The 11960-nt window shown below is 64.2% G+C and carries 12 protein-coding genes, 1 pseudogene and 1 riboswitch; of the genes and pseudogenes, 3 read left to right on the top strand and 10 right to left on the bottom strand.

Features of this window, described 5'->3' with window-relative positions; translation table 11 throughout:
• Positions 1-58: 58 nt before the first annotated feature.
• The 3 genes from ACK1U9_RS04740 to ACK1U9_RS04730 form a co-directional block, all read right to left on the bottom strand.
• Positions 59-352 carry a hypothetical protein gene (locus ACK1U9_RS04740; RefSeq protein WP_108481096.1) on the bottom strand — a complete coding sequence of 98 codons (294 nt, stop codon included), beginning with the start codon at positions 350-352 and terminating at the stop codon, positions 59-61.
• Between the two features lie 84 nt (positions 353-436).
• Positions 437-1789: a GntP family permease gene (locus ACK1U9_RS04735; RefSeq protein ID WP_015270532.1), complete on the bottom strand. Its 1353-nt coding sequence runs from the start codon at positions 1787-1789 to the stop codon at positions 437-439.
• 110 nt (positions 1790-1899) lie between these two features.
• Positions 1900-2439, bottom strand: a complete 540-nt coding sequence (locus tag ACK1U9_RS04730; protein WP_085600851.1) for a gluconokinase — start codon at positions 2437-2439, stop codon at positions 1900-1902.
• Between the two features lie 205 nt (positions 2440-2644).
• Between ACK1U9_RS04730 and ACK1U9_RS04725 the strand changes: the two genes are divergently transcribed.
• The 3 genes and pseudogenes from ACK1U9_RS04725 to ACK1U9_RS04715 all read left to right on the top strand — a co-directional run bounded on the left by ACK1U9_RS04725 (position 2645) and on the right by ACK1U9_RS04715 (position 5105).
• The gene (locus tag ACK1U9_RS04725) at positions 2645-3664 is read left to right on the top strand and encodes an HTH-type transcriptional regulator GntR (RefSeq protein WP_046614299.1); all 1020 of its coding nucleotides are present in this window, start codon (positions 2645-2647) and stop codon (positions 3662-3664) included.
• A gap of 85 nt (positions 3665-3749) precedes the next feature.
• A pseudogene (locus tag ACK1U9_RS04720) lies at positions 3750-4568 on the top strand (PAS domain-containing protein); the annotation flags it as partial.
• Positions 4569-4646: 78 nt separating this feature from the next.
• Positions 4647-5105: a methyl-accepting chemotaxis protein gene (locus tag ACK1U9_RS04715; RefSeq protein ID WP_258229936.1), complete on the top strand. Its 459-nt coding sequence runs from the start codon at positions 4647-4649 to the stop codon at positions 5103-5105.
• On the opposite strand, the gene ACK1U9_RS04710 is transcribed toward ACK1U9_RS04715, so the two are convergent.
• From ACK1U9_RS04710 to ACK1U9_RS04680, 7 genes are all read right to left on the bottom strand, one after another.
• Positions 5080-8349, bottom strand: coding sequence for a transporter substrate-binding domain-containing protein (locus ACK1U9_RS04710; protein ID WP_153670932.1), 3270 nt, complete (start codon positions 8347-8349; stop codon positions 5080-5082). The two genes, ACK1U9_RS04715 and ACK1U9_RS04710, sit on opposite strands and share 26 nt — an antisense overlap.
• A gap of 13 nt (positions 8350-8362) precedes the next feature.
• Positions 8363-8977, bottom strand: a complete 615-nt coding sequence (locus tag ACK1U9_RS04705; protein WP_108481094.1) for a response regulator transcription factor — start codon at positions 8975-8977, stop codon at positions 8363-8365.
• Positions 8978-9207: 230 nt separating this feature from the next.
• Positions 9208-9450, bottom strand: a complete 243-nt coding sequence (locus ACK1U9_RS04700; RefSeq protein WP_046614295.1) for a DUF1272 domain-containing protein — start codon at positions 9448-9450, stop codon at positions 9208-9210.
• Positions 9451-9516: 66 nt separating this feature from the next.
• The gene (gene cobM, locus ACK1U9_RS04695) at positions 9517-10269 is read right to left on the bottom strand and encodes a precorrin-4 C(11)-methyltransferase (protein WP_108481093.1); all 753 of its coding nucleotides are present in this window, start codon (positions 10267-10269) and stop codon (positions 9517-9519) included.
• Between the two features lie 34 nt (positions 10270-10303).
• Positions 10304-10690 carry a cobalamin biosynthesis protein gene (locus tag ACK1U9_RS04690; RefSeq protein WP_108481092.1) on the bottom strand — a complete coding sequence of 129 codons (387 nt, stop codon included), beginning with the start codon at positions 10688-10690 and terminating at the stop codon, positions 10304-10306.
• Complete coding sequence (locus tag ACK1U9_RS04685; RefSeq protein WP_075045338.1) at positions 10690-11376, bottom strand: CbtA family protein; 687 nt, start codon at positions 11374-11376, stop codon at positions 10690-10692. Before ACK1U9_RS04685 ends, ACK1U9_RS04690 begins: the two co-directional genes overlap by 1 nt.
• 9 nt (positions 11377-11385) lie before the next feature.
• Complete coding sequence (locus tag ACK1U9_RS04680) at positions 11386-11574, bottom strand: CbtB domain-containing protein (protein ID WP_025339304.1); 189 nt, start codon at positions 11572-11574, stop codon at positions 11386-11388.
• Between the two features lie 93 nt (positions 11575-11667).
• Positions 11668-11890, bottom strand: a riboswitch (cobalamin riboswitch).
• Between the last annotated feature and the right edge of the window lie 70 nt (positions 11891-11960).

The following is an 11960-nucleotide window of genomic DNA, read 5'->3' as shown; positions in this document are numbered from 1 at the left end:
GCGACACAAGGCCGCTCCTACAGGGATTGCGGCAACTTTTGGAATTTGAGGGCATTGATCAACGCTGATTATCGGCTGCTCCCTGCCGCCCGGTACCTTCCGAGCCACTGCCATCCATACCGGGCAAATCCCGGTTGTCATTCTGTTCAGCGGGCGGGCTGTCCGGGTCGTTGCCTTTTATGCGTGGGTCGGTGTCCCGCGGCATGGGCTTTTCGATCGGGTTGAGGGTGCTGTCCGCGCCCGGCTTGGGCGCCGGGTTGTGCGGGTCGTCGGGGTAGGTGGGGCCAGTGCCGGCAGCCATGGCCAATGGCGCGGCGAGCAGGGCAATCAGAAGGATGCTTGAGCGGTGCATGGCAGGCTCCTTTGCTTCGGGTAGGGTTGATACTTCTGTTCGGCCCTACCCGAAGCTTCAAGGTGCCATTACCCCGATCAACGGTTACACCACCAGCGACAGCAACATGATGAAGATGATGCCGACGATCGACAGGATGGTCTCCATCATGCTCCAGGTCTTGAAGGTTTCCGCCACGGTCATGTTGAAGTACTGCTTCACCAGCCAGAAGCCGGCGTCGTTGACATGGGACAGGATCAGCGAGCCGGCGCCGGTGGCCAGCACCAGCAGCTCGCGGTTGACCCCTGGCACCAGGTCGATCACCGGTGCAACGATGCCCGCGCCGGTGATGGTGGCGACCGTGGCGGAACCGGTGGCAATGCGGATTACTGCCGCTACCAGCCAGGCCAGCATGATCGGCGAAATCTCCGCCTGCACGGCCATCTGCCCGATCACGTTGCCCACGCCGGTATCTACCAGCATTTGCTTGAAGCCGCCGCCGGCACCAACGATCAGCACGATCGCCGCAGTCGGTGCCAGGCTCTGGTCGAGCATCTTCATGATCTGCTGGCGGTTGAAGCCGCGGGCCGAGCCGAAGGTATAGAAGGCCAGCAGCAGGGCAGCGAGCAGGGCGGTAATGGGGTGGCCGATCAGGTCCATCCACTGACGCACGATGTGCTCGGCTGGCAGCACCACGTCGGCAAAGGTCTTCAGCAGCATCAGCACCACTGGCAGCAGCACGGTGACCAGGGTGATGGTGAAGCTCGGCAGGTTGCCCTGGTCGGACTCCTTGGCGATCTGGTCCATCAGCTCCTGGGATGGGGTGCCCGGGATGTAGCGGGAAATGAAGTTACCGAACAGCGGGCCGGCGATGATGGCGGTAGGCAGCGCCACGATCAGGCCATAGAAGATGGTCTTGCCGATGTCGGCATGGAAGATGCCGATCGCCAGCAGCGGGCCCGGGTGTGGGGGCACCAGGCCGTGCACCACTGACAGGCCGGCCAGCAGCGGAATGCCGATCTTGATCAGTGACACGCCAGAGCGCCGGGCGACGATGAACACGAGCGGAATCAGCAGCACGAAGCCGATCTCGAAGAACAGCGGAATGCCCACCAGGAAGGCGGCGAACATCATTGCCCAGTGCACGTTCTTCTTGCCGAAGGCGCGGATGAGGGTTTGCGCGATCTGGTCGGCCCCCCCGGAGTCGGCCATCAGCTTGCCAAGCATGGTGCCCAGGGCAAGCACGATGCCGACGAAGCCCAGCACGCCGCCAAAACCGTCCTGGAACGATTTCATGACCTTGGCCACCGGCATGCCGGAGGTCAGGCCAAGGAAGCCGGCCGCGATGGTCAGGGCGACGAAGGGGTGGACTTTGAAGTGGGTGATCAGCAGGATCAGCCCGACGATGGTAACCAGCGCGTCGAGCAGCAGGAAGGTATCAGTAGCCAGTCCGAACATGGTTTGAAGGCCTCGGTCTTATCGTTGTTTTGGCGTAGCTTTTTGGAACTTTGCTTGCGCTCGTGGGGCAGGGTAGCGCTGTCTTGGGTAACCCGGGTAAGCCGCCAGGTTCAGGCGGTTTGTGCCAGGCCCGGCTCACCGCGGCCCTTCAGCCAGCTGTCCACCGCTTCGGCAAGCGCTTCGATGGGCTGGGTGGCGTCAAGCGCGATGGTCAGTGGTTCGCCGTGTGGCGGCTCAAGGGCTGCGAACTGGCTGTCGATGAGGCTCGCCGGCATGAAATGCCCGGGGCGGGCCAGCACGCGTTTTTCCGCTTCGGCCGGTGACAGTTCGAGGAATACGAATACCAGCCCGGGCATGGCATCGCGCAGGGAATCGCGATAGCGGCGCTTGAGCGCGGAACAGGTCAGGATCGGACGTTCCCCGGCCTTGGTCGTGGCTTGCAGTTCCTGGCCAAGACGCACCAGCCAGCCGGCACGGTCGCTGTCGTCGAGGGGTATGCCAGCGCTCATCTTGCGGATGTTTTCGGCAGAGTGGAAAGCGTCGCCTTCGATCAGGCGGCCGCCGCTTCGGGCGGCGATGGCAGCACCGATGCAGCTTTTGCCGCAACCGGCCACGCCCATCACCACGATGGCGGACAGGGGAGAATTCATCAGTACCTCCTGCGGGTGAGATAGCGCTGTCTCGTCGTCGACGAACAGTCACCTCCCCGGTGTTATTGATCTTGTCCTTACGCAGTATGGACGCTTGGCGGCCAGCGCGCGGCGGCGGCTACAAAGATTACATTGCCTGCGTCCTGAGACAGCGCTACCTTAGTGGCCGTTCCCTTTCCTTGCAAGTAGTAAAATTACAACATCCATGTCCCGCACCGGCTCCCGCACCACAGGTCGTCCCACTCTGGCAGAAGTGGCCAGGCTTTCCGGGGTTTCCCCGATTACCGCCTCGCGCGCCCTGCGCGGGGTCAGCACGGTTGCGCCAGAGCTGGTGGAAAAGGTCGTTGCTGCCGCGGCGAGCCTCGGCTATGTGGCCAACCCGGCGGCCCGTGCCCTGGCTTCGGCGCGCAGCCAGTCGGTGGTGGTGTTGATCCCGTCGCTGTCCAACCAGCTCTTCATCGACACCCTGGAAGCCATTCATGAGGTCATGCGCCCGCGCGGGCTCGAAGTACTGATCGGCAACTATCACTATGATCTTGCCGAAGAAGAGAACCTCATCCGCAACTACCTGGCCTACCAGCCCTGCGGCATGCTGCTGACCGGTTTCGAGCGCAGCGAGGCATCGCGGCAGATGCTGGCGGCCAGTGGGGTGCCCTGTGTGCACATGATGGAACTGAATGGCGAGGCCGGGGCGTTGTCGGTCGGCTTCTCGCAGCAGCAGGCGGGGCGCGCCGCGGCCCGCCACCTGATCGAGCGCGGGCGCAAGCGCCTCGCGTTCATTGCCGCGCAGCTCGACCCGCGGGTGATGCAGCGTGCCGAAGGGTTCCGCCAGGCGTTGGCCGAGGCCGGCTTGCAGGCTGCCGAGCTGGAAGTGCTGGCGCCGGAGCCTTCTTCCATTGCCTTGGGCAGCACGTTGTTCAGCCAGCTGCTGCAGCAGGCGCCGGATGTCGACGGCATCTTCTTCTGCAACGACGACCTGGCCCAGGGCGCGGTGCTGCAGGCATTGCGCCAAGGGGTGGAGGTGCCGAGGCAGGTGGCGATGGTCGGTTTCAACGACCTGCCGGCTTCGGCGCACATGGTGCCGCGGCTGACCTCGATTCGCACGCCTCGGGCCGCCGTGGGGCGCGGTGCTGCACAGGCGCTGCTGGCGTTGCTCGATGGCAAGCGGGTGCCGAACGCGCAGCAGGACCTGGGCTTCGAGTTGATGGTGCGGGAGAGCTCGTGAGTTTGTCCTGAGGGGGGCGAGCGCCGCGCGGGCGGCGCTCGATCTCACAAGCGCCACAAGAACCACGACTTACGCCAGGCGATCTATGCTCAGGACACCGTGCATAAAGGAGCCCGGCGTCATGTTCGATTTCCACCGCAAGTCCGATCTGGTCGAGATTCAGCGCAGTCATCAGGCCTTGGCCAGCTTGCAGGCCAAGCTGGCGGCTATCAGCCGCTCCATGGCAATGATCGAGTTCACCCCCGACGGCACAATTCTCGATGCCAATGAGCGCTTCTGCCAGGCCATGGGCTACAGCGCCGAGGAGTTGCGCGGCAAGCACCACCGGCTGTTCTGCGACCCTGGCTACGCGAAGAGCGCCGAGTACCAGCAACTGTGGCGTGAACTGGGGCAGGGCAAGGCCATCAGCGGTACCTTCGAGCGCATCGACAAGGCCGGCCGCGAAGTCTGGCTGGAAGCCAGCTACATGCCGGTACTGGACGAGCAGCGCCAGGTCACCAGCGTTATAAAGGTGGCATCCGACATCAGCCAGCGGGTGATGGAGGAGCACGAGAGCGAAAGCCTGCTCAAAGCCATCAGCCGCTCCATGGCGGTGATCGAATTCACCCCGCAAGGCCGGGTGATCAAGGCCAACCAGAACTTCCTCGACACCATGGGCTATCGCCTGGACGAGGTGGTCGGCCGCCATCACGGGCTGTTCTGCCTGGCGCATGAGCGCGAATCGGCCGAATACCGCGAGTTCTGGGCTTCGCTCAACCGCGGCGAATACCACTCGCACCGTTTCGAGCGCGTCGACAAACATGGCCAGACGGTCTACCTGGAGGCTTCCTACAACCCGATCTTCGACAGCAAGGGCCGCCTGTACAAGGTGGTGAAGTTCGCCAGCGACATCACCCGCCAGGTCAGCACCCAACAAAGCGCCGCCGATGCTGCCCATGCCAGTTCGGTACAGACCGATGCCTGCGCGCGCAAGGGCACCGAGGTGGTACAGCAAGCGGTGCAGGTGATCGAACAGATTTCCAATGAACTCAACGACGCGGCACGCAGCATCGATGCGGTGAGCAAGCAGTCGGATGTGATCGGGCAGATCGTGCTGACCATCCGCGGCATCGCCGACCAGACCAATCTGCTGGCCTTGAACGCAGCCATCGAGGCTGCCCGAGCCGGTGAACATGGGCGCGGTTTTGCCGTGGTGGCCGACGAGGTGCGCAACCTGGCGGCGCGAACCAGCAAGGCCACACTGGAAATCGTTGATGTGGTGCGGCAGAACCACGACCTCTCGCTGTTGGCTGTGGCCAGCATGCAGTCGAGCCTGAAGCGTACCGGCCATGGTGTTGCGCTGGCCAACGAGGCTGGCACCGTGATCATGGAAATCCAACAGGGTTCACGGCACGTGGTAAACGCCATCAGCCAGATCAGTTCGACGCTGCAATTGCATTGAGCGCATCGCCCAGCTCGTCCAGCAGGGTCTCCAGGCTGGCTTGTAATTGCAGGCGCAGGTCAACCGTCGGCAGGCCCTGATCCTGGGCCTGCTCGATGGCTTCGCAATCCTTGACCACCGTGCGTACCTTGAGCATTTTCGCCCCGCCCTTGATCCGGTGAGCCAGGGCGCGCACAGCCTCGCCGGGGGCGTCTGCTGCCAGTGTGCGCAGGGTGGCCAGGTCTTCGCTGACGCTTTGTGTCAGCTGTTCCAGCAAATTCCGCGTCAGTTGCTGGTCGTCCTGGGTCAGGTGACGCAGTTCGCCAAGGTTGAACCCGCTGGCGCGCCGCGCTGGCGGTTGTTGCCGGGATTGAGTGTGGGGCAGGTGGGTCTTGAGCGTACGCAGGCCAATGGGTTTGAACAGGCATTCGTCCATGCCGCTGGCCAGGCAGCGGGCACGCTCCTCAGCCTGGGCGTTGGCGGTGACACCGAGAATGCGGCAAGGCGCCAGGCCGCGTTCGCCCTCGAAGCTGCGGATGCGGCGGGTCAGCTCGTGGCCATCCATGACCGGCATGCTGCAGTCGGTGATCACCAGGTCGAAGCGCGCGGCCTGCCAGCGTGCCAGCGCGATTTCCCCGTTCTCCGCCAGCGTGACCCGATGCCCCAAGGTATGCAGTTGCCGCTCCAGCAGCAGCAGGTTGGCGGGGTAGTCGTCGACTACCAATATGTTCAGCGGGCTGCTGTTTTCCAGCACCGGCTCATGCTGTTCGACCTGTACCGGTGCTGCGCAGGCGGGCAACTGCAGGCTGACCTGCACCTTGGTGCCAACGCCTTCGACGCTCTGCAGGTTCAATGTACCGCCCATCAACTCGGCCAGGGTGCGGCTGATGACCAGCCCCAGGCCGGCGCCCTGGCGTGCCCGTGGGCCGTCGGCCTGGACGAAGGCGTTGAACAGCCGGGCCTGGTCGGCTGGGCTGATGCCGATGCCGGTGTCTCGCACGTTCAGTTCCACTGCCAGGCTGTCAGTGTCGGTGGGCGAGGGCAGCAGCAGGCTTGCCTGGACTTCACCGCGGTCTGTGAACTTGATGGCATTGCTGATCAGGTTGGACAATACCTGCTTGAGGCGCAGTGGATCCGCCAAAACCCAGATCGCTGCAGCGGGCAGTTCGCTGTGCAAGTGCAGGCCTTTGGCCCGTGCATTGCCTTCGAATACCCGCACGGTGGCGCGTACCAGTTCGACCAGGTTGGTGGGCACCGGCTGCAGGGTGATGTGCCCGGATTCGATGCGGGAAATGTCGAGAATATCGCCGATCAGCTCAAGCAGGCCGATGGCCGAATCGTGGGCAGTCTGCAAGGTCTGGGTGTCGCAACGGCCGCCGCGGCTGTCTTCCAGGGCCAATTCCAGCAGGCCGATCACGGCATTCATCGGTGTACGGATTTCATGGCTCATGGTGGCCAGGAAGGTGCTTTTGGTCTGGCTGGCCTGTTCGGCGTCGTCCTTGGCCTGGCGCAATTGCTCCAGCAGGCCGCGGCTGAGCGCAAGCTGTGCCTGCAGGGCATGCTGGGCCTCGGTGCGCTGGTTGATCAGCTTGCGCAGGTAGCTGTTCCAGAACACCACACCGGCCAGCAGCAAGGCCGACAGCACCAGTACCTGCAAGGCCAGGGTGCGATAGTCGCGCCAAGGGCTGTCACTGACCATGGTGGTGATGCGCCAGCGGTTGATCAACTGGTCCAGTTCTTCGGGTGGAATGCTCAGCAGCGCCTTGTCGAGGATTGCCTGCAGCTGCGGCTGGTCTGCGGCCACGGCGAAGGCGGCGATGGCCGGGTCGTCGTCGAGCACGCTGGCAATGCGCAGGCGGTCCTTGAAAACATGGCTGATGTAGTAGGCGGCATTGATATGGCTGCTCAAGGCGACGTCCGCGGCACCGTTGGCCACGGCTTCCATCAGGCCGAGCGGGTTGTCCACTTCGACCATCCTGGCCTTTGGGTAGCGTTGTTGCAGCACGGCCCGTTGCGGCGAGCCACGCACCAGGGCAATGCGCTGGCCATCCAGCACCATGGCCTGCGCCGGTAATGCATTGTCGCCACGGGTGACCAGCACCCGCGGGCTGACCAGGTAGGGGCGGGTAAAGCGCAGTTTTTTCGAACGGTCCGTGCTATAGCCCAGTGCGCCGATCATCTGCGCATCGCCGCGCGCCAGGCGCTCGACCATTGCCTGTGCCGACGGGCTTTCGACCGGCTTGAAATGCAGCCCTGTGCGCAGCGAGATCTGCTTGAGCAGGTCGAGGGTGATGCCGCTGGGGCGGTGCTGGGTATCGTTGAAGGTGAGCGGTGCCAGCGAGGTGTTGACCAGCACGCTGACGCTTGGGTTGGCGGCGATCCAGGCTTCTTCTTCGGCGGTGAGGGCGGTGAGGTGGCGCTGCAGCAGCAGGCTGGTGTTGCCACTGCTCCAGCGGCGCAGGATGTTCAGGCGTTCGCTTTCGCTGATGCGCGCCAGCGCCTTGTCGATCAACTGACGCAGGCGCGAGTTGTCATTGGCCAGGGCAAAGGCAAACGAACCAGGGGCGACCTGGCAGAAGTGGTCGATCTTCAGTGTGCCCTGGTAACTCTTGCCAATCGCGAAGTCGGTACTGATGGCATCGCCCAGATAGGCGTCGGCCTCGCCCAGTTCGACGGCAGCCAGCCCGGCCAGCGTCGAGCGATACAGGCTCAATTGCGCCTTTGGGTACAGGCTGCGGACGCTGCTGGCCGGCAGGTAATGATCGACCATGGCCAGGCGCAGGCCGGCGAGGTCGGGGGTGTTCTTCAAGCTGTGCCCCTCGCGGGTGACGATGACCGGCAGGTCTTCGGCGTAGCTCGCACTGAGGCTGAGCTGAGCATCCGCTGCCTCGAAGGCGTTGGAGCTGCCCAGCAGGTCGATACGGCCGTCGCGGAGCGCAGCGATGGCTTCGTGGCGGCTGTCGAAACGTCGGACTTCGATGTTGATGCCCAGCTGTTCAGCGATGATGCCTGCGTAGTCTGCGCTGAGGCCTTCGTAGTCGCGCTGGCTTACATTGATTTCCAGCGGTGGGTAGTCGGGCCGTGAGCTGCCCAGCACCAGGTGTTGGCGCTGCTGGAGCCATTGCCGCTCTTCGCTGGACAGCGCGAGCGGGGCGGTGGCGCTGATCGAGCGTGCCAGTAACTGGCGGGGTTCGCTATTGGCCAGCAGCGCGCCGGAACCGGCCAGGCCGATGACCAGAAGGGCGCTTGCCAGCAGGCGCTGCATTGCCACCGAGCGCTCAGTAGACGCTGTTGCGTTTGGCCAGGTCGACCATCTCAACCAGCGATTCTGTCTTGAGCTTTTCCATGATGCGGCCCCGGTAGGTGCTGATGGTCTTGGCACTGAGGTTCATGCAGGTGCCGATATTCTTGTTGTTCTCGCCGCGTGACAGGCGCCTCAGCACTTCCATTTCCCGGTTGGACAGGCTCGCCAGGCGCATAGGCTCGCTTTCCAGCGAGTTGCTGTTGACCGACATCTGCGGGAAGGTCGAGTAGCCCTTGACCAAGGCCTTCAGAGCGAACAGCAAGGCCTCGTGGTCCTCGTCCTTGGTGACGAAGGCGCCGATGCCGGCATCCAGGCAGCGCCGTACATACAGGTCGGTGGCCTGGCCGGTCAGTACCATGATCTTGGGGGCCGGTTCCAGGCTTTGGAGGCGCTTGATGACTTCCATGCCGTCCAGGCCCGGAAGCCCGATGTCAAGGATGACCACGTTCGGGCGCAGTCTGCGGACCACCTGAGTGACTTCACTGCCATCGCCAACTTCGCCGACGACCTGAAAGCGCTCGCGTTCGAGCAACATTTTCAAGGACAATCGCACTATGGGGTGGTCGTCGACGATGAGCACGGTAGTCATGAAGAAAACTCCTGTCAGGATGTGGTCCGCTTCCTGGATCACTCAGGAATACGTCTGCAAGTAGGGTTATCGGAAGCGCTGCACGATACGACCATTCCCGAAATTTGGTAATGCCGAGTATAGAAGTGTTGAAAGTCCCCGGGCTAGTTGTTGAAAAGTCCTACAAAAAGTGGGAAAGACATCACCCTGACAAAGCGGCGATGTCCGTTTTCTGAATGTTCTGAAACAGCTCACGCGCAAACCGAGTGTGCTTTGCTGACACGCTGGGTCGAGGCAGGGTTGTTGACCAGCGCCTGGCCGACCCGTGTCGGGCGTGCCACCAACTGGCCGGTGCAATTCGGGCAGCGGCCCTGGAAACGGGTTTCGGCGCAGGTGCGGCAGAAGGTGCATTCGAAGGAGCAGATCAGCGCATCGGGGCTGTCACCGGGCAGGTCGGTATCGCAGCACTCGCAGTTTGGGCGTAGGTCCAGCATGGGCATGACTCCTGTTTGCAGGCGGGAAACCGGAGTCTGCTACGCCCGTGGCGAACCTGGCAATGCTCAGTCGCCAGTGCGATACAGGTGGGCGTGCCCGGCGCGGTACAAGGCAGAATCGGCAAACGGGGCGTCGCCCAGCACATGGCCCACCAGGATCAGCGCCGTGCGCCGAAAGCTCTTGGCCGCGACGCGTTCGACGATATCGCCAAGAGTGCCGCGCACCCAGTCCTGGTCCGGCCAGGTGGCGCGGTGCACCACCGCCACCGGGCAGTGCGCGCCGTAGTGCGGCAGCAGTTCATCGACGATACGCGACAGATGCTTGACCCCCAGGTGAATTGCCAGGGTGCTGCCGTGGCGCGCCAGGTCGCCCAATTGCTCGCCGGGCGGCATCGGCGAACTGTCGCCATAGCGGGTGAGGATTACTGTCTGCGCTATCTGGGGCAGGGTCAGTTCGCAACCGAGCAGGGCGGCGCTGGCCGCCGTGGCGGTGACCCCGGGGATGATCTGGTAATCGATGCCCAGCGCCTGCAGGTGGCGGATCTGCTCGCCGATGGCGCCGTACAGGCTGGGGTCGCCACTGTGTACCCGGGCCACATCCTGGCCTTGCTCATGGGCATTGCGCATGGCGGCAATGATCTGCTCCAGGTGCAGTTCGGCACTGTTGATCACGGTCTCGGCCTGGTGGCCCTCGAGCACGGCTGCCGGTACCAGCGAGCCGGCATAGATGATCACCGGGCACTGACGGATCAGCCGTTGGCCCTTGACCGTGATCAGTTCCGGGTCGCCGGGGCCGGCGCCGATGAAATAGACCGTCATGGAAAGTCCTTGCAAGAAAGAGGGGGGGAAACCTTCAACAGGCCAGGGCGAGGGTGGCCGGGCCCAGTACCTGGCGCGTCAGCAGCAACCTGGCCGTGCCAAGCCGCTGGCTAGCCAGGGCCAGGGCCGCACTCTCGGCCACGCCCCAGCAGCCGCTGTGGGCATGGGCTGCGGCGGAACGGTGGCTGAGTTGGTGTTCGTAGGGTTGCAACTGCGCGGTATCGTACAGCACCAAGGGCACGTCGAGGCGTTCGGCCAACTGCTGCAAGCCGGCTTCGTCGGCCTTCAGGCTGATGCTGGCGATGCCGTGCAGGTCGGCCAATGCCAGGCCCTGGTTGTCCAGGGCCTGGTGTAGCAGGGTTTCCAGCGTATCCGCCGGGCAACCCCGGCGGCAGCCGAAGCCGGCGTAAAAGGCTGGCATCAGGCCTGGCTGGAGCGCCGGAACAGCCAGGCGCTGAGCAGGCCCAGGGCCAGCCAGAAGGCGGCGTTGGTCAGCCAGGACGCCACTTTGAACTGGGTTTCCAATGCGGCGGGGGCCAGGCTCTCGTGCACTTCTGGTTGCGGCGCACCGATCACGTGGGGAATCACCAGCAGCACGGCGCCCAAGGCCTTCAGCAACCAGTGGCGGGCGAATACCAGCAGGGCGAGGCCCAGCGCGGTGGCGCTGGCGGTGCCTATCCACCAGGCCTGGCGCTGTCCCAGGTCGGCGGCTGCGGTACCCGGCAGCTCCGGCGGCAGGCCCAAGGTTGGGGCCAGGCAGAACACGGCGAAACCGGCCAGGCCCCACAGTGCGCCGGTGCCGGCACGTTTGGGTTCGCGCAGGCTGTACAGGGCGGTGAGGATCAGGGCGAAGCCGACCGCGACCACCAGGTTGCCGCCAGTGGTCGACAGCACACGCTGCCAGCCGTCTTCAGGCGACCAGGCTTCGGCGCTGTGTTCATGCGCGGCCACTTCGCCGGCATGCTCGTGCTGGGCAACCGGGGCCGAGGATTCGTAGGTTTCTGCCTCGAGGATAAGCGGGGCGACCCAGAAGCTTTGCAGCAAGGTCAGCAGCAAGGCCGCCAGCAACCCGCTGAAGCCCGCGGTACGGGCAATGCGTGTGATCATCGGGCGTACTCAGTGGCAGGGGAAGGCGGCGCTGTGGCGGGTGTCGTGGGCGGCGTTGTGCACGGCCTCGATGTGCGAGAAGCCGGCGAAGTACACCAGGCACAGGCCCAGCAGGCTGGCGCCGACGGCGATGACGACACGCTGGCTGAGGGTGACGGGGGTAGTGATGCTGTGTTGCTTGGCGCTGGTGACGGGCATGACGCGTTCCTCTGCTTTTTGTGGGCAATGGGCAAGCGCGGCAGCCCCGAGCATGACGGCCCAGGGGAATGCAACAGCGCCCGCCCTCCGCGGGGTGTTCATGAACGCCAGGCCGGTCTCCGGGCTTGCGAGGAGGAGCCAGGCTCCTGGAAGGCGTCACCTTCCCATGCCGGGTGATCGGGCACAGTGGTACAGACGCTTCGCTCGCTTACCGTTGCGGGGGCAGCACCGGCCTTGTCCGGCCCTGCTGGAGGGCCTGCGACGCACCGGTTTCCCGTTTCACCCCCATGGGGGCACCTGAACGCGAGGCATAAGGAGACCATGGGGCGGGGCTGCCGTCAATTGCCAGAATCGAGTTTGCGGGCGCTGCGGGTACTCTGTGCATG

This window comes from Pseudomonas sp. XP1 (assembly GCF_053557675.1).
Note: the sequence above shows the minus strand (reverse complement) of the source record. Positions and strands in the feature narration are given on the sequence as shown.